The organism is Streptomyces sp. NPDC085596, assembly GCF_044541565.1.
In the GTDB taxonomy this organism is placed as follows: domain Bacteria; phylum Actinomycetota; class Actinomycetes; order Streptomycetales; family Streptomycetaceae; genus Streptomyces.
Genome location: NZ_JBITTC010000010.1, coordinates 53,640 through 70,447, shown reverse-complemented (window position 1 = coordinate 70,447; position 16,808 = coordinate 53,640). Strand labels below are relative to the sequence as shown.

18 protein-coding genes are annotated in these 16,808 nt (G+C 70.4%); 6 read left to right on the top strand and 12 right to left on the bottom strand.

Annotated features, from left to right (window positions below; translation table 11 throughout):
• Positions 1-11 precede the first annotated feature (11 nt).
• Positions 12-371 (bottom strand): NADH-quinone oxidoreductase subunit A, encoded by a 360-nt coding sequence (locus tag ACIGA3_RS25890; protein WP_030813697.1) that lies wholly within the window; start codon positions 369-371, stop codon positions 12-14.
• Positions 372-1,146: 775 nt separating this feature from the next.
• Between ACIGA3_RS25890 and ACIGA3_RS25885 the strand changes: the two genes are divergently transcribed.
• Both ACIGA3_RS25885 and def read left to right on the top strand, forming a co-directional pair.
• On the top strand, positions 1,147-1,971 hold the full coding sequence (locus ACIGA3_RS25885) for a C40 family peptidase (protein ID WP_399720070.1): 825 nt from the start codon (positions 1,147-1,149) through the stop codon (positions 1,969-1,971).
• A gap of 125 nt (positions 1,972-2,096) precedes the next feature.
• Positions 2,097-2,717, top strand: coding sequence for a peptide deformylase (gene def / locus ACIGA3_RS25880; protein ID WP_399720067.1), 621 nt, complete (start codon positions 2,097-2,099; stop codon positions 2,715-2,717).
• A 13-nt stretch (positions 2,718-2,730) separates the two neighbouring features.
• Here the strand turns inward: def and ACIGA3_RS25875 are convergent, their stop codons facing one another.
• Positions 2,731-4,065 (bottom strand): geranylgeranyl reductase family protein, encoded by a 1,335-nt coding sequence (locus ACIGA3_RS25875; RefSeq protein WP_399720064.1) that lies wholly within the window; start codon positions 4,063-4,065, stop codon positions 2,731-2,733.
• Positions 4,066-4,112: 47 nt separating this feature from the next.
• Here ACIGA3_RS25875 and ACIGA3_RS25870 point away from each other — a divergent pair, with 47 nt between their 5' ends.
• Both ACIGA3_RS25870 and ACIGA3_RS25865 read left to right on the top strand, forming a co-directional pair.
• Positions 4,113-4,619 (top strand): GNAT family N-acetyltransferase, encoded by a 507-nt coding sequence (locus tag ACIGA3_RS25870; RefSeq protein ID WP_399720062.1) that lies wholly within the window; start codon positions 4,113-4,115, stop codon positions 4,617-4,619.
• Between the two features lie 92 nt (positions 4,620-4,711).
• Positions 4,712-5,047 carry a PASTA domain-containing protein gene (locus tag ACIGA3_RS25865; RefSeq protein ID WP_399720059.1) on the top strand — a complete coding sequence of 112 codons (336 nt, stop codon included), beginning with the start codon at positions 4,712-4,714 and terminating at the stop codon, positions 5,045-5,047.
• Positions 5,048-5,058: 11 nt separating this feature from the next.
• On the opposite strand, the gene ACIGA3_RS25860 is transcribed toward ACIGA3_RS25865, so the two are convergent.
• From ACIGA3_RS25860 to ACIGA3_RS25835, 6 genes are all read right to left on the bottom strand, one after another.
• Positions 5,059-5,754: a demethylmenaquinone methyltransferase gene (locus ACIGA3_RS25860; protein WP_399720057.1), complete on the bottom strand. Its 696-nt coding sequence runs from the start codon at positions 5,752-5,754 to the stop codon at positions 5,059-5,061.
• A gap of 215 nt (positions 5,755-5,969) precedes the next feature.
• Entirely contained in the window at positions 5,970-6,569 is a 600-nt protein-coding gene (locus ACIGA3_RS25855; RefSeq protein ID WP_399720055.1) for a hypothetical protein, read from the bottom strand.
• 7 nt (positions 6,570-6,576) lie between these two features.
• The gene (gene mqnC, locus ACIGA3_RS25850; protein ID WP_399720052.1) at positions 6,577-7,791 is read right to left on the bottom strand and encodes a cyclic dehypoxanthinyl futalosine synthase; all 1,215 of its coding nucleotides are present in this window, start codon (positions 7,789-7,791) and stop codon (positions 6,577-6,579) included.
• Positions 7,792-7,862: 71 nt separating this feature from the next.
• The gene (locus ACIGA3_RS25845) at positions 7,863-8,579 is read right to left on the bottom strand and encodes a prepilin peptidase (protein WP_399720050.1); all 717 of its coding nucleotides are present in this window, start codon (positions 8,577-8,579) and stop codon (positions 7,863-7,865) included.
• Positions 8,572-10,137, bottom strand: coding sequence for a serine/threonine-protein kinase (locus ACIGA3_RS25840; protein ID WP_399720048.1), 1,566 nt, complete (start codon positions 10,135-10,137; stop codon positions 8,572-8,574). The genes ACIGA3_RS25845 and ACIGA3_RS25840 overlap by 8 nt, the downstream gene beginning before the upstream one ends.
• A 55-nt stretch (positions 10,138-10,192) precedes the next feature.
• Positions 10,193-11,041, bottom strand: a complete 849-nt coding sequence (locus ACIGA3_RS25835) for a menaquinone biosynthesis protein (protein ID WP_329013653.1) — start codon at positions 11,039-11,041, stop codon at positions 10,193-10,195.
• Positions 11,042-11,326: 285 nt separating this feature from the next.
• Here ACIGA3_RS25835 and ACIGA3_RS25830 point away from each other — a divergent pair, with 285 nt between their 5' ends.
• Together ACIGA3_RS25830 and ACIGA3_RS25825 are read left to right on the top strand one after the other, a co-directional pair.
• Positions 11,327-11,530, top strand: a complete 204-nt coding sequence (locus ACIGA3_RS25830) for a cold-shock protein (RefSeq protein WP_030813734.1) — start codon at positions 11,327-11,329, stop codon at positions 11,528-11,530.
• 219 nt (positions 11,531-11,749) lie between these two features.
• The gene (locus tag ACIGA3_RS25825) at positions 11,750-12,400 is read left to right on the top strand and encodes a class I SAM-dependent methyltransferase (RefSeq protein WP_399720046.1); all 651 of its coding nucleotides are present in this window, start codon (positions 11,750-11,752) and stop codon (positions 12,398-12,400) included.
• A gap of 2 nt (positions 12,401-12,402) precedes the next feature.
• On the opposite strand, the gene ACIGA3_RS25820 is transcribed toward ACIGA3_RS25825, so the two are convergent.
• The 4 genes from ACIGA3_RS25820 to mqnE form a co-directional block, all read right to left on the bottom strand.
• A complete protein-coding gene (locus ACIGA3_RS25820) occupies positions 12,403-14,367 on the bottom strand; it encodes an AMP-dependent synthetase/ligase (RefSeq protein WP_399720043.1) in 1,965 nt (654 codons plus the stop codon).
• 246 nt (positions 14,368-14,613) lie between these two features.
• Positions 14,614-14,901, bottom strand: coding sequence for a DUF4229 domain-containing protein (locus ACIGA3_RS25815; RefSeq protein WP_399720041.1), 288 nt, complete (start codon positions 14,899-14,901; stop codon positions 14,614-14,616).
• A 118-nt stretch (positions 14,902-15,019) separates the two neighbouring features.
• Complete coding sequence (locus tag ACIGA3_RS25810) at positions 15,020-15,544, bottom strand: GNAT family N-acetyltransferase (protein ID WP_399720039.1); 525 nt, start codon at positions 15,542-15,544, stop codon at positions 15,020-15,022.
• A gap of 52 nt (positions 15,545-15,596) precedes the next feature.
• Positions 15,597-16,760, bottom strand: coding sequence for an aminofutalosine synthase MqnE (gene mqnE / locus ACIGA3_RS25805; RefSeq protein ID WP_399720036.1), 1,164 nt, complete (start codon positions 16,758-16,760; stop codon positions 15,597-15,599).
• Positions 16,761-16,808: the final 48 nt, after the last annotated feature.

Below are 16,808 nucleotides of genomic sequence, written 5' to 3'. Positions count from 1 at the left end.
TTAAAGGCCCCTCAGTCCCATTCCAGGCCGCCGCGCCGCCATACGTACGCGTACGCGACGAAGACGGTGAGCACGAAGAGCAGCATCTCCACGAGCCCGAAGACCCCGAGCGCGTCGAAGGTGACGGCCCAGGGGTAGAGGAAGACGATCTCGATGTCGAAGACGATGAAGAGCATCGCCGTCAGGTAGTACTTGATGGGGAAGCGCCCGCCGCCGGCCGGCGTGGGGGTCGGCTCGATGCCGCATTCGTAGGCTTCGAGCTTCGCGCGGTTGTAGCGCTTCGGACCGATCAGCGCGGCCATGACCACGGAGAAGATCGCAAAGCCTGCCCCGAGGGCTCCCAGTACGAGGATGGGCGCGTACGCGTTCACCGCTCCTCGCTCCCTTCAGTCGGCATTGACTGGTGGCGGTTCAGGGGCTCACAGCTGCCTCTTCCGTCCCACCGACCCCACCCGTCCCGGCGAAGATCGAGAACATGTGAAGCAGGTCACAAGCCCAACTGCTCCGCATCCTATGCCCGACGCTCTGTGATCTGCGACACGGGGTATTCCACAAGCTTTGTGATCTCCACCACCTGACGAAGGATCATGAAGGCGGAGGATGGGTGATCTTCGCACGCGAAGCGTTCAGTTGATCACCAGAAGTGACAATCCCGCTCGTCGATGCAGGCCAGAGGGGGTGCGGAGGGGGTGCGGAGGGGGTGCCTCAATATCAAGAGGGTTCCGGTGCATGCAAATTGGTGCTGGGCGCATGTGCCTGCTAGTGCGGGGCATTCACACCTCGGAGGGAGATCCGGGGCGCGATGTGGACGCGGTCCGGGCGCGTGCGCGCGTTCACGAACTCCGGCGGCGCAGCCGTCCACCGCGGACGCGAGCGCTCCGGTGACCGTTCCGTGACCTCCACCACACCGGTGGCGGCCGTTCCGGAGCCGGGCTTGGCCATCGACCCCAACCGATGGTAGGTGCGGGGCAATTCGGACGTAATGATCAAAGACCGTGATCAACGGGCCAATGGGCCCCGTCCGCTATGTCCGTTACGGCGTCAATAAAGAGTGACGCGACCAGATTTCGGGGACCCGATTGAACAATTGTGGCGCAGCACACGTTTGTTGAAGATATGAAGGAGCCCCTGGTACCGGTTGTTCCCATGTCCCACACCGCTCACATACGCAGCCACCGGAAGCCCCGCCGCAGCGCGTCGTCCATCGCCGTGCGCTCCGGTGCCGCCGTCGGCGTCCTCAGCACCCTGGCGGTCGCCGGAGCGGCCGGCTACGCGAACGCGGCCGAGGCCGAGCCCGTGACGCAGACGCTCGAACTCCCCACCCTCACCGCCGACGTGGCCACCCAGGTCGCGCAGTCCGCGGACGCCACCCAGCTGGCGGCCGCGAACTACGAGCTGCAGGCCGAGCGTGACGCGGCCGCCGCCAGCGCCGCGAAGCAGGCCAAGGCGGACCTCGCCGAGGCCCAGCAGAAGGCCGAGGCGAAGAAGAAGGCGCAGGAGGAGGCCCGTAAGGAGGCCGCCGCCCGCGCCACCCGCAACGCCGAGCGCACCGTGCTGTCCGCCAGCGCGGGCACCGACGCGGGCAGCTCGACCATCACCGGCTCGTCCAGCGCGACCGGTTCGGCCGCGTCCATCGTGTCGTTCGTGAAGTCCCAGGTCGGCAAGGCGTATGTGTCCGGCGCCACGGGTCCGTCCGCCTACGACTGCTCCGGTCTGGTGCAGACGGCGTTCAAGCAGGTCGGCATCAGCCTGCCGCGCGTCTCCCAGGACCAGTCCACGGCCGGCACCCAGGTCTCGCTGAGCAACCTCCAGCCCGGCGACATCCTCTACTGGGGCAGCGCGGGCAGCGCGTACCACGTGGGCGTCTACGTCGGCGACGGCATGTTCGTCGGCGCCCAGAACCCCTCCTCGGGCGTAGCCGAGAAGCCCCTCTCCTACGACCCCCCGACCGGCGCGGTCCGGGTCCTCTGACCCAGCCCCACCCGAACACGAAAGGCCGCTGCCCTCGGGGGGCAGCGGCCTTCGTGCGTCTCCTGCCATGCTCGGGCCCGGGCCGCCGGTCGGCGGTCGTCCGAGGAGCAGAGGGAGACAGTGCGATGCCACGCGTGTTCGTCCAGGGAAGTCCCGCCGAGTACTACCCGCGTCATGCCCCGGAGGCCGGGCGCGGTGCGGTGCGTCGTGTCACCGAGACCGGCGAGGAGGTTCTGCACAAACCGTGCCGGGACGTCACGGAGTTCGGGCCCGACCTCGCCGCGCTCATCGACGACATGTTCCGCACCATGTACGTCGCCGAGGGCGCCGGGCTCGCGGCGAACCAGGTCGGCGTCGGTCTGCGGCTCTTCGTGTACGACTGCCCCGACGACGACGGCATCCGCCATGTCGGGCACATCGTCAACCCGGTGCTGGAATCCGCCCCGGCGGGGCGGCCGTTGCTCGACGACGTCGAGGGGTGCCTCTCGGTCCCCGGTGCCGTGCTGTCCGTACCCCGGCCCGAACGGGCCGTCGTACGCGGGCAGGACAAGGACGGCAACCCGCTTGTCATCGAGGGCACCGGGTACTTCGCGCGCTGCCTGGCCCACGAGACGGACCACACCCACGGGTTCGTCTACCTGGACCGCCTCTCCAAGCGGGAGAGGCGGGACGCGCTGCGGCAGGTGGCGGCCCGGCGGGACGAGGTGCTCGCCCGCCGGGCGGCCAGGGCAACTCGGTCGAGCTGACCCTGGAGCGGGCTCACGCCTTCGGAGCGACCTTGGTCAGGCCGTTGATGATCCGGTCCATGGCGTCGCCGCCGGTGGGGTCGGTGAGGTTGGCGAGGAGTTTGAGGATGAACTTCATCAGGACGGGGTGGGTCAGGCCGCGCTGGGCGCCGATCTGCATGACCTTCGGGTTGCCGATGAGCTTCACGAAGGCGCGGCCGAGGGTGTAGTAGCCGCCGTAGGTGTCCTTCAGGACGCGCGGGTAGCGCTGGAGGGCGATCTCGCGGGTGGCCGGGGTCGGGCGGGCGTGGGCCTGCACGATGACGTCGGCGGCGAGCTGGCCGGACTCCATGGCGTAGGCGATGCCCTCGCCGTTGAAGGGGTTCACCATGCCGCCGGCGTCACCGACCAGCAGCAGGCCCTTGGTGTAGTGCGGCTGGCGGTTGAAGGCCATCGGCAGGGCCGCGCCCCGGATCGGGCCGGTCATGTTCTCCGGGGTGTAGCCCCACTCCTCCGGCATGGACGCGCACCACGCCTTGAGGACCTCGCGCCAGTCCAGCTCCTTGAAGGAGTCGGAGGTGTTCAGCACGCCGAGGCCGACGTTGGACGTGCCGTCACCCATGCCGAAGATCCAGCCGTAGCCGGGCAGCAGGCGGTCCTGGGCGCCCCGGCGGTCCCACAGCTCCAGCCAGGACTCCAGGTAGTCGTCCTCGTGACGGGGCGACTCGAAGTACGTACGCACCGCCACGCCCATCGGGCGGTCCTCCCGGCGGTGCAGGCCCATCGCCAGCGACAGCCGGGTGGAGTTGCCGTCGGCCGCGACCACCAGCGGAGCGCGGAACGTCACCTGGCGCTTCTCGTCGCCCAGCTTCGCCGTCACGCCCGTGATCCGGCCCGTGCGGTCGTCGATGATCGGCCCGCTGACGTTGCACAGCTCGAAGAGGCGGGCGCCCGCCTTCTGCGCCTGCCGGGCCAGCTGCTCGTCGAAGTCGTCGCGCTTACGGACCAGGCCGAAGTTCGGGTAGGAGGCGAGATCGGGCCAGTCCAGCTGGAGCCGGGAGCCGCCGCCGATGATGCGCAGGCCCTTGTTGCGCAGCCAGCCCGCCTCCTCGGAGATGTCGATGCCCATGGCCACGAGCTGCTTGACCGCACGCGGGGTGAGGCCGTCGCCGCAGACCTTTTCCCTGGGGAACTCGGTCTTCTCCAGCAGCAGGACATCGAGTCCGGCCTTGGCGAGGTGGTAGGCGGTGGTGGAGCCGGCCGGCCCCGCGCCCACGACGATCACGTCTGCGGTGTTGTCGGAGAGGGGCTCAGTCACGGCGGGTTCTCCCCAAGGTTGTGAATCTTCGTGCCGACGGGCACTGGACATGGGCAGTCTATTCAGCAGAATTGATCAACCGGCTGAAGGGCTCCCCCGTGAACCGAACTCACCCCGTAGTACGGCTGCGTGTGCCCACCGACGAGGACGCCTTCGTCTGGCACCGGGTCTTCGCCGATCCCGAGGTCATGCGGTTCCACGGGGGACGCGCGGCCGAGCTGTCCGTGTACGAGGAACTCACCGCGCGGCAGCGGCGGCACGACGCCGAGCTGGGGTTCTGCCTGTGGTCCGTGCTGGACGACTCCGATGACGTCGTCGGGTTCACCGGGGCTCAGCCCTGGCCCCACACCTGGGGGCCCGCCGGGGAGATCGAGATCGGGTGGCGGCTGGGGCGGGCGCACTGGGGGCTGGGATACGCGTCCGCCGCCGCTTCGGCCTGTGTCGAGCGGGTGCGCGCCGCCGGGGTCCGGCGGGTGGTCGCCATGGTCGACGCCGAGAACGAGCGGTCCATCGCTGTCACCCGGCGGCTGGGGATGCGGCTCTCCGAGCGGTTCGTGACGCCCTCCTCCGAGCGGGAAGGGCATTGCTACTCGCTTGAGTTGTGACGCTCAGTAGCTAATTGTTACAGAAAGACAGACATCGCTTCCGAGTGGGCCTGCCCGGGGTTACCCTGCCAGTACCACTGGGGGTGACATCAGTGCGAATACCACCCAAAACGCCCGAGGTGCGGGTGCCTCGGCTGGTCGGGCTCATGGCTGTGGACGCCCGCGAGGCCGCTCGCGCCCGGGGGCTCTTCCTCAACTCGCCGGACCGGCCCGAATTCCAGCGCGTGGTCGTCGATTACGTCGTGCGGCAGTATCCGCCCGCCGGTGCCGAGGTTCCACCCGACTCGATGGTCTACGTGTGGTTCGACCTCGGGGACGGCGAAGGGGGCGGGGGTGTGCGGGAACCCCGGCCTCCCGTACCGCCCTCCGGTGGGCTTCAGCGGGAACTCGGGGAGCCCGGCGACGCGTTCGAGATGATCGGGCGCTGAGGTGCCCTCCGTCAGGGCTGCTTGAAGCCCCTGTGCAGGGCCACCACGCCTCCGGTGAGGTTCCGCCACGCCACCCTCGACCAGCCCGCCTTCTGGAGCTTCTCCGCCAGCGCCGGCTGGTCGGGCCAGGCTCGGATGGATTCCGCCAGGTACACGTACGCGTCCGGGTTCGACGAGACCGAGCGGGCCACCGGGGGGAGCGCCCGCATCAGGTACTCCGTGTACACCGTGCGGAACGGGGTCCACGTGGGGTGCGAGAACTCGCAGATCACCACCCTGCCGCCGGGCTTCGTCACGCGGTACAGCTCGCTCAGCGCGGCGTCCGTGTCCTGGACGTTGCGCAGGCCGAAGGAGATCGTCACCGCGTCGAAGGTGTCGTCCTTGAACGGCAGCCTCGTCGCGTCTCCCGCGGTGATCGGCAGCCACGGGTACTTCTTCTTGCCCACCTGGAGCATGCCCAGGGAGAAGTCGCAGGGGACCACGTAGGCGCCTGTGCGGGCGAAGGGGAGGGACGAGGTCGCCGTGCCCGCCGCCAGGTCCAGGACCTTCTGCGCGGGGCGCGCGTCCACCGCCTTCGCCACCTCCTTGCGCCAGCGCCGGTCCTGGCCGAGCGACAGCACGTCGTTCGTCAGGTCGTACCGTTCCGCCACGTCGTCGAACATCTCGGCGACTTCGTGCGGCTGCTTGTTCAGGGAAGCGCGGGTCACGTTGTCATTGTTGCAGGCTCGTCCGCCGGGGATCGGTTCGGTGGGGGGTGCCGGGTGGTGCGTCGTGGGGCGGGGCCGCGCCGGGGGGTGTCCGTCCTCGGTCCGGCGACTCCTGTTTCCTCGATGCGTTCGACTTGGTGTTTCGCCGGCCGCTGCGGGCGGACACCCCCCGACACGTCCCCTCGCCGCCGTCGCCCGCTGTCCCGCCGTTTCGGTCAGCGGCTTCGGTGGACCATACGGCCCTCGATCACCGTCGCCACGCAGGTGCTTGCGCCCTGCTTCACCAAGTCCTCGCGGGTCGCGACATCGAACACCGCGAATCTGGCCGGGGTCCCCGGTGCCAGTGGGGGCATGAGGATCAGGGGGGTCGGGGAGAGTGCCGGGGGGCCCGGTAGGCGGGGTGGGCGTTGGCCTACTGCCAAGCCTGCTCTGCGTACTACGTCCGCCACCGTGCGCGTGCGCAGGTCGCCTGCCACCGCCACCGTGCCGTGGGCCAGCATGCGCTGTACGCCCCTGCGCGCGCTCGCGCCCAGCCGGGAGGGGGTGCTGTTGAGGAGCTGCCGCGCCCGCTCGCCGGTGATGGGGGCCGAGCCCAGAGTGTCTGACTCCCTGGGGTCCGGGTGGTAGGTGGACTCCAGCAGCTCCGGGGCGTACGGGTTCAGCAGGCCGGGCAGCAGGATGCCGGGCCAGCGCCGCACCCTGGCCCCAGGGGCGGCGGCGGTCAGTTTCTCGTACGGGCCTACGGCTGCCACCGACGCCCCGTCGATCAGGACCGCCGCCTCGGGCGAGTACTCGGCGACGTGAAGTGTCAGCACGATGCGCCTAGTTGGAGGCGATCAGCTTCAGTTCGGGGTGGGCCGTGCCGCCCTCGATCGCCGTCGAGGAGATGTGGGAGACCACCCTGTCGTCGACCGGGTCGTTCGCCGGGTCGTCGTGGACCACGAGGTGCTCGTACGTCGTGGCTCGCTGCGCGGGGGTACGGCCTGCCTTGCGGATCAGGTCGATGATCTCCAGGCGGTTGGAGCGGTGCTTGGCACCGGCCGAGGAGACCACGTTCTCCTCCAGCATGATCGAGCCCAGGTCGTCCGCGCCGTAGTGCAGCGACAGCTGGCCGACCTCCTTGCCCGTGGTCAGCCACGAGCCCTGGATGTGCTGGACGTTGTCCAGGAACAGGCGGGCGATGGCGATCATGCGCAGGTACTCGAAGAGCGTCGCCTGCGTGCGGCCCTTCAGGTGGTTGTTCTCGGGCTGGTAGGTGTACGGGATGAAGGCGCGGAAGCCGCCCGTACGGTCCTGCACGTCCCGGATCATGCGCAGGTGCTCGATGCGCTCGGCGTTGGTCTCGCCCGTGCCCATCAGCATCGTGGACGTCGACTCCACGCCCAGCTTGTGCGCCGTCTCCATGATCTCCAGCCAGCGCTCGCCGCTCTCCTTCAGCGGGGCGATGGCCTTGCGCGGGCGGGCCGGGAGCAGCTCGGCTCCGGCACCCGCGAAGGAGTCCAGGCCCGCCTGGTGGATGCGGGTGATGGCCTCCTCGACCGAGACCTTGGAGATGCGGGCCATGTGCTCGACCTCGGACGCGCCGAGGGAGTGGATGACCAGCTGGGGGAACGCGTCCTTGATCGCCTTGAAGTGCGACTCGTAGTACTCGACGCCGTAGTCCGGGTGGTGGCCACCCTGGAACATGATCTGGGTGCCGCCCAGTTCGACCGTCTCCGCGCAGCGGCGCAGGATGTCGTCCAGGTCGCGGGTCCAGCCCTTCTTGGTGTCCTTCGGGGCCGCGTAGAAGGCGCAGAACTTGCACGCCGTGACGCACACGTTCGTGTAGTTGATGTTGCGCTCGATGATGTACGTCGCGATGTGCTCGGTGCCCGCGTACTTGCGGCGGCGCACGGCGTCGGCGGCCGCGCCGAGCGCGTGCAGGGGGGCGTCGCGGTAGAGGACGAGCGCTTCCTCGGGCGTGATGCGTCCGCCCGCTGCGGCTCGGTCCAGCACGGCTGCGACATCCAAAGAAGCGAGTTCGGCCTTCTCGGTCACCGGGCGTCCCTTTCGTCAAGGGTTGTGGACGGACCAAGCCAGCCTACGCCAGGGCCGGGGATCACCCGACTTCAGGAGGTGTACGCGCCCATCAGCACCCCCAGCAAGGTGCCGGTCAGGAGGAAGGGGCCGAAGGGGATGGCCGACTTGCGGGTGGCCCTGCGGGTGAGGAGGAGGACGACGCCGTACAGGGCGCCCGTGGTGAAGGTGGCGAACGTGCCCAGCATCAATGTCGGCCAGCCGTACCAGCCCAGCGCAGCGCCTAGCGCCGGGGACAGTTTCACGTCCCCGAAGCCCATGCCGGAAGGGTTCAGCAGGTGCAGGGCCAGGTAGCCGATGCCCAGGGTCAGGGCTCCGTAGAGGGCTGTGCGCCAGCTTCCGGTGTGGTCGGGGAGGGCTGTCGCCAGGGCCAGGAGGAGCAGGACGGCCGGGGTGAGGGGGAGGGTCAGGGGGTCCGGGAGGCGGTGTACCCGTAGGTCCACCACGGTCAGGAGGATCGCTGCCGGGGCCAGGGCCAGCCAGGCGGCCAGTTCGGGGCGGGGGCCCGTCGCCAGGGCCAGGAGCGCGCAGACCGAGGCCGTGACCGCGGGGAGGGTGGATGCTCTCGTGCGCGGGCATCCGGGGCACGGAGTCACGCCCAGCCAGCCGCTCAGCGGGTGGTCCGCCTCGCACGCCGTGCGCCAGGGCATGCCCTGCGGGGTCGTGAAGCGGTACGCGGCTCTGGGGAGCAGGGCGCCCGTGATCGCGCCCCACAGCGCGGCCAGCGCCACCGGGAGCAGGTCAGTCATCGTCCGTCACCTTGGACAGGCGGGCCTCGGGGTTGCCCTCGGCCGCGCTGGTGGAGGTGTAGGTGAGGTCGTCGCCGGTGGGCCTCAACTCCACCTCGTGCGCAGTGGGGTTGCAGCCCTTGTGGTTGCCCTTGGCACCGGTCGAGGTGGCCAGCAGGCGGTCGGAGGTCGCTCGCTTCAGGGTGAGGACGTCCACACAGACCGCGCCGAGCTGATCCGTCTGGCGCAGGCGGCCCAACTCCTTGCCCACGGACGCCTGGTGGATGGTCACTCGGAAGGTGCCCATGGGCAGGGCGCCGTCCAGGCCGGTGGCCTTGCCCTCCCAGGTGCCCAGGTAGCGGGCCGGGATCGCGCCGGCGCGGTCAGCCGGTGCCGAGTGGGTCGGGGCGCCGCCCGCCGTGTCGTTGCCGCCGCCGTGACCGGGGCCCAGCAGGGTCGTGACGCCCAGGGACACCGCGGCCAGCGCGCCCGCCACGGCCAGGGCCACCGTGCAGCTCACCCGGCGTCCGCGTCCCGTCGCCCCTGGTGCCGACGTTGCCGCCAAGCTCACGCTCACCTTGCCGGGGGCCGTGCCCCCGGCCGGGGTCATCACCGGCGCCGGGCCGAACGCCCCCGTCACCGCCGGGCTGCTGAAGTCCACCGGGCCCGACGGGGCGTCGGCGGACGCCTCCAGGTTGAGGATCTGGACCGCGCTCCTGCTGACCTGCTCGACCAGGGCGCCGGGGAGCCAGCCGCCGGTCATGAGAGAGGCGGCGCCCTGCGGGGCGAGCCGGCGGGCTACGTCGGTGGGGGTGGGGCGCAGGTCGGGGTTCTTCGTCAGGCAGGCGGCCGCGATCTCGCGCAACTCGCCGTCCAGCGAACCGAGTTCCGGCTCCTCGTGGACGACCTTGTAGAGCAGGGCCGCCGAGGAGTCGCCGGGGAAGGGCGGGCTGCCGGTCGCCGCGTAGGCGAGGACGGCGCCCAGGGAGAACACGTCCGCCGCGCCGGTGACGCGGCCGCCGAGGATCTGTTCGGGGGCCATGTAGCCGGGTGAGCCCACGGAGGCGCCGGTCGCGGTGAGGGAGGCGGTGCCGGCGGTGGCGCGGGCGATGCCGAAGTCGATCAGCAGCGGGCCGTCCAGGGTGAGCAGCACGTTGGAGGGCTTCACGTCCCGGTGGACGAGGTCCAGTTCATGGACGGTGGCCAGCGCTTCGGCGAGACCCGCGCCGAGGGCCCGCACGGTGTGCCGGGGCAGCGGGCCGAGGGCGGTGACGGCCTGGGCGAGGGAGGGGCCCGCCGCGTAGGCCGTGGCGGCCCAGGGGACCGGGGCGTCCGGGTCGGCGTCGAGTACGGGGGCGGTCCAGGCGCCGCCGACCCGGCGCGCGGCCGCCACCTCGCGGCGGAACCTGGCCCGGAACTCCTCGTCCAGCGCGTACTGCGGGTGGACGATCTTCACCGCGACGGTGCGGCCGCCCGCGCTGCGGCCCAGGTAGACCCGGCCCATGCCGCCGGAGCCGAGCCGGCCCAGCAGCCGGTACGGTCCGACGGCGGCCGGTTCGTCCGCTCCGAGCGGCTGCATGGCGACCCCTCCCCCGCGGGCTCCCCCGTAAAGCCGCGCCCTCGCAGCGTAGTGATTACGCCCCGAGCAGTTCCACCTTCACGTCCGCCGGGAAGCCCGTCGTGGGGCCGACGCGGCGGGCGAACTCCTCGACCGCCTTCAGCTGCGGGGGGCCGAAGCTGAAGTCGAGGGTGGTGAAGTACTGCTCCAGGGTCGCCTCGTCGAACGCCTCCCAGCGGGCGGCCTGCTCGGCGACCTTGCCGACCTCCTCCAAGGAGACGTTGCGGGAGGCGAGGAACGCCTCGTGCACCTTGCGGGTGATCTCCGGCTCGCGTTCGGCGTAATCGCGCCGCGCGGCCCACACCGCGAAGACGAACGGCAGGCCCGTCCACTCCTTCCACAGCGCGCCCAGGTCGTGCACCTGAAGGCCGTAACGCGGCGCGTCGAGCAGGTTGGCGCGCAGGGCCGCGTCGCCGATGAGGACGGCGGCGTCCGCCTCCTGCATCATCAGGCTCAGGTCGGGCGGGCAGGTGTAGTACTCCGGCCGCACGCCGTACCGCTCGGCCAGCAGCAGCTGGGCCAGGCGGACCGAGGTCCGCGAGGTCGAGCCGAGGGCGACACGCGCGCCGTCGAGCTCGTCCAGGGGCACCTGCGAGACGATCACGCAGGACATCACGGGGCCGTCGCAGCCCACGGCGATGTCCGGGAAGGCGACCAGGTCACCGGCGTTGCGCAGGAATTCCACGAGCGTGATCGGGCCGATGTCGAGATCACCGCGCACCAGCTGCTCGCTGAGCTTCTCCGGGGTGTCCTTGGTCAGCTCGAAGTCGAGGAGCGTGCCGGTTCTCGCTAGCCCCCAGTAGAGGGGCAGGCAGTTGAGGAACTGGATGTGGCCGACGCGCGGCCGGGTGCGAGAATTGTCCACATAGCGAGACTAGACCCCTTGCCATACATGGCCCGGACCGGGCCGTCGTCAGCGCGCCCGGCAGGGGGTTCAAACATTCGGGTGACGTGATCTTGACCTCTATTGCTTTCGGCGGCCTGCGTGCTAGGCTCGCCGCAAGTTGCAGTTTGGTTTCCCTTGCAGTACAGAGCCTGCGGAGCATGTGACCGCGGGCTCTCGTCGTTTTCAGATGAATGCAGTCGTGCAGCACCGTTCGCACTTGCAGGTTCTGGAGCAGGGCAACCCTTTTGGGCCCAAGGAGGGCTTATGGCTACCGGAACCGTTAAGTGGTTCAACGCCGAAAAGGGCTTTGGCTTCATCGCCCAGGAGGGCGGCGGCCCCGACGTCTTCGTTCACTACTCCGCGATCAACGCCACCGGCTTCCGCTCCCTCGAGGAGAACCAGCAGGTGAACTTCGACGTGACGCAGGGCCCGAAGGGTCCGCAGGCGGAGAACGTCACCCCCGTCTGATCGCTGCCTGATCGCAGAATCTGAGCGCAGTACCCAAGGAGCCCCACGCCTTCCGGCGACGGGGCTCCTGCCTTTGTGCCGTGACCTTCCGATGAATTCCGGGCGAATTCCGCGTCCCGCACGCCACCCATTGAGCACCGGGGGCGGACGCATTCCGGTCCCGGGGTTCCCACCCGAACGGCCGCGGGAAGTCCCCGGAACCCTCTAGGGTCCCTCCCCATGACCGACTCCCCCGTCTCCCCCGACTTCCTCGCCGCCACCCGGACGTTCTACGACGCCATCGCCGAGGACTACTCGGATCATTTCCGGGACGCCCACATCTCCCAGCCCCTCGACCGGGCCCTGCTCCGGGTGTTCGCGGAGCTGGTGGGGGCGGGCGCGGCCGTCGCCGACCTGGGGTGCGGGCCCGGCCGGATCACCGGGTTCCTCGCAGCCCACGGCCTCGATGTGTTCGGCCTCGACCTCTCCCCCGCCATGCTGGCGATCGCCCGCCGTGAGAACCCCGGCCTGCGCTTCGCACAGGGCTCCATGCTGGAGCTGGACCTCCCCGACGGGAAGCTGGCCGGCGTCGTGTCCTGGTACTCCAGCATCCACACTCCGGTGGAGCAACTGCCCGCGCTGTTCGCCGAGTTCCGCCGGGTACTGGCGCCGGGCGGCCATCTGCTGCTCGCCTTCCAGGCCGGGGAGGAACCCCGGCGCCATGACCAGCCGTGGGGGCATCCGGTCAGCCTCGACTTCCTGCGCCGCGATCCGGAGCGGATGGCCGCGCTGCTGACGGAGGCGGGGTTCGCCCTCGGCTCCCGCACGGTACGGGAGCCCGGCCCCACGGAGCCCGTCCCGCAGGCGTGCCTGTTCGCCCGGGCGCGCTGAACTCAGGGGCCCGTGTTCTGGCCCGAGCCCTCGTACAGGCCCTCCACCTCGTCCGCGAAGTCCCGCAGGATGCGGGCGCGGCGGAGCTTCATGGACGGGGTGAGGTGGCCGGTGTGCTCGGTGAAGTCGCCGGGCAGGACGGTGAAGCGGCGGATGGACTCGGGGCGGGAGACGAGCTGGTTGGCCTGCTCGACGGCGTCCCACAGCACGGCGTTCAAGTCCGGGTCGCCGACGAGCAGTTCCGGCGGCACCGGGTGCTTGCCGTTCATCTGGCGCCAGTGGTTGAGTCCGTCCGCGTCCAGGGTGATGAGCGCGCCGATGTAGGGGCGGCCGTCGCCGACGAGGAGGCAGTGGGAGATCAGGGGGTGCTGGCGCAGCCAGTTCTCCAGCGGGGCCGGGGCCACCGACTTGCCGCCCGCCGTGATCAGCAGCTCCTTCTTGCGGCCGGTGATGGTGAGGTAGCCGTCGTCGTCCAGCTCGCCCAGGTCGCCGGTGGGCAGCCAGCCGTCGCGGGTCGCGGGGACGACACCGCCCGCCTGCTGGTCCCAGTAGCCGCGCAGCACATGGTCGCCGGAGATCAGGATCTCGCCGTCGGCCGCGATCCGGACCCGGGTGCCGGGCAGCGGCCAGCCGACGGTGCCCAGGCGGGGCCTCAGCGGCGGGGTGACGGTGGTCGCGCCGGTGGACTCGGTGAGGCCGTACCCCTCGAAGATCTCGATGCCCGCGCCGGCGTAGAAGGCGGCCAGGCGGCGGCCGAGGGGGGAGCCGCCGCAGATGGCGTAGCGGACCTTGCCGCCCATGGCGGCGCGCAGCTTGCGGTAGGCGAGCGGGTCGAAGAAGGAACGGCTCGCCTTCAGTGCGGCGCCCGGGCCGTTGCCGGTGCCGGTCTGGCGGGCCTCCAGCGCCTCGCCGTAGCGCACGGCGGTGGCGGCGGCCCGGTCGAAGGCGGCGGTCTTGCCGCTCGCCTCGGCCTTCGCGCGGGCGGTGTTGTACACCTTCTCCAGCATGTACGGGATGGTCAGCAGACAGGTCGGACGGAACGCGGCCAGGTCCGGGAGGAGTTGCTCGGGCTTGAGGCTGGGCGCGTGGCCGAGTCGTACGCGGGCCCGTACGCAGGCGATGGCGACCATGCGGCCGAAGACGTGGGACATCGGCAGGAACAGCAGCACCGACGCCTCGTCGCCGGTCGTCGCCTTGAAGACCGGGTGCAGGAGCTCGATGGCGTTGTCGACCTCGGCGAAGAAGTTGCCGTGCGAGAGTGCGCAGCCCTTGGGCCGGCCGGTGGTGCCCGAGGTGTAGATCAGCGTGGCGAGGGTGTCGGGGCCCAGCATGCCCCGGCGTACGGCGACTTCACCGTCCGGCGTCCCCGCGCCCGCCTCGGCGAGCAGCTCCACATGTCCCTCGTCGATGACCCACACGTGCCGCAGCTCGGGCAGCTGGGCCAGCTCCGGGGCGATGGCCGCGCCCTGGGCGGTGGTCTCGGTGATGAGGGCGACGGCGCCGGAGTCCTGGAGTATCCAGCGGGTCTGGTAGACGGAGGAGGTCGGATAGACGGGCACGGTGACCAGACCGGCCGCCCACGCGGCGAAGTCCAGCAGGGTCCACTCGTAGCGGGTGCGGGCCATGACGGCGATCCGCTCGCCGGGCATCAGCCCCTCCGAGACCAGCCCGCGCGCCACCGCCAGCACCTCGGCCGCGAACCGCTCCGCCGTCACGTCCTCCCACTCGCCGTCGGCGTTCTTCCGGCTGAGCACGACCGCGCCGGGCGCGGCCTCGGCGTTGTCGAACGGCAGGTCGGCCAGGGAGCCGTGCGTCACCGGGGGCGCCAGCGGCGGTACCGCCACCTCGCACACGGCCCCGTCCAGGCGCCGGATCTCGGGCTCCACCAGCACCGGGCGGCCGTCGTAGTCGAGGGCCGAGACGTGCGGGGCGGGCGAGACGGGGGCGTTGGGGTACAGGGCGGTCACGGGCGGCTCCTGGGACGTGCAGCGGTGTACTGCTTGCTGCATGACATACGCGCCCCGCGCACCGGGGCGTTCACGGCGGCCTTCCGTGGACCCGGTGCGCCGCCGTTCAGGCTGGCGATCGTACGAGGCGCCTGTGGCGACCCTGTGCGCATCGGGCGGTGGTCCGGAGCCGGGCGTGTGCAGTGTCGGAGGTTTCGTGAGGGATGTTCTGCTTCTGCCGCCGTCCGGCGCCGCTCCGTGAAGAGGTCAGGAAGCCTGGCTCGGCGCCTCGGCCGCGTCCTCCTGGCTGCGGCTGGCTTCCAGGTTGGCCTTCATACGGTCCACCCGGCCGACGACCTGGACGGAGGCCCGCTCACGCTCCTTGCGCAGCACCACCCAGCTGATCGGCGCCGAGAGCACCATGGCGAGCAGTACCACCCAGAAGAAGTTGGAGGCGCCGAAACCGCGCGGGAAGATCCCGGAGTAGACGGCTCCCCAGGCGACCACGAGGCAGCCGGCGAAGACGCCGAGGCGCATCAGCGTGTAGCGGAGCATCTCAATCCACTCTTCCGTGTCGGAGGGGGCGTACGGGGAGTTACGGTCCCGAATCCCATGACGTGCACCGTCCAGTGAAGCACGCGTCCCACCCGATCTTGACGGGGGGTGAGCGGGCTCAGCCGAGGTCCAGCAGCATCGTGATGTCGTCCCGGAACTCGCCCGGTCCGACCCGGATGGCGCCCGGTACCCGGCCCACCTCGCGGTAGCCGCAGGAGGCGTAGAAGCGCTCCAGGCCGAGACCGCCCCGGCAGCCGAGCCGGATCGACTCGATGCCGTCGAAGCCGCGCGCGGCGTCGGCGGCGGCCGCGAGCAGCTCGCGGCCGTACCCCCGGCCCTGGTGCTTGGGGTGGACCATCACCGTGTAGAGCCACAGCCAGTGGGTCATCAGCCGGTGGCTGTTGAAGGTGAGGAACGCGGTCGCCGCGACCCGGCCCTCCTCGTCGTGCCCGACCAGCAGTCTGCCGCTGCCCCGCGCGAACCGGGCCAGCGAGCCGACCAGCTCGGGCCGTACGTCCTCGCGCGTGACGGGCGGCACGAAGCCGACGGCGCCGCCCGCGTTGGTGACGTCCGCCCACAGGTCGAGCAGTCCGTCCCGCAGGTCGGGGGTGACGGCGGGGTCCAGGGTAAAGGTAAGAGCCACGGGGCCAAGGTAATCCTTACCTTGGCCCCGGCTCAACGGTGAATCCGGTCGATCAGACCCGCATCGCCTGCGGGGACTCGCGGCGCAGCGGGTCCGGGCCCTCGTACTCGCGGATGATCTCGTAGCGCGTGTTGCGCTCCATCGGGCGGAAGCCCGCGTCGCGGATCAGGTCGAGCAGGTCCTCGCGGGTCAGCTTGTTCGGCGTGCCGTAGTTGTCCGCGTCGTGCGTGATCTTGTACTCGACGACCGAGCCGTCCATGTCGTCCGCGCCGTGCTGGAGGGCGAGCTGGGCGGTCTGCACGCCGTGCATCACCCAGAACACCTTCACGTGCGGGACGTTGTCGAACAGCAGCCGGGAGACGGCGAACGTCTTCAGCGCCTCGGCGCCGGTCGCCATCTGGGTGCGCGCCTGGAGGCGGTTGCGGACCTTGCCGTCCTTCATGTCCACGAAGTCGTGCTGGTAGCGCAGCGGGATGAAGACCTGGAACCCGCCGGTCTCGTCCTGGAGTTCACGCAGCCGCAGCACGTGGTCCACACGGTGACGGGGCTCCTCGATGTGCCCGTACAGCATGGTGCACGGGGTCTTCAGACCCTTCTCGTGCGCCAGGCGGTGGATACGGGACCAGTCCTCCCAGTGGGTGCGGTGGTCCACGATGTGCTGCCGGACCTCCCAGTCGAAGATCTCGGCACCGCCGCCGGTCAGCGACTCCAGGCCCGCGTCGATGAGTTCGTCGAGGATCTCGCTCGCGCTCAGCCCCGAGATCGTCTCGAAGTGGTGGATCTCGGTGGCCGTGAACGCCTTCAGCGAGACGTTCGGCAGCGCGGCCTTCAGTTCCTTCAGCGAGCGCGGGTAGTAGCGCCACGGCAGGTTCGGGTGCAGGCCGTTGACGATGTGCAGCTCGGTCAGATTCTCCGACTCCATCGCCTTGGCCAGCTTCACGGCCTCCTCGATGCGCATCGTGTACGCGTCCTTCTCGCCCGGCTTGCGCTGGAACGAGCAGTAGGCGCAGGACGCCGTGCACACGTTGGTCATGTTGAGGTGCCGGTTGACGTTGAAGTGCACAACGTCGCCGTTCTTGCGCGTACGCACCTCGTGGGCGAGGCCGCCGAGCCACGCCAGGTCGTCCGACTCGTAGAGCGCGATGCCGTCCTCACGGGTCAGCCGCTCACCGGAGCGGACCTTGTCCTCCAGCTCGCGCTTGAGTCCGACGTCCATACCAACACCTTTCCACGACAACCTGACCAACCGTACTCCCCCGAACCC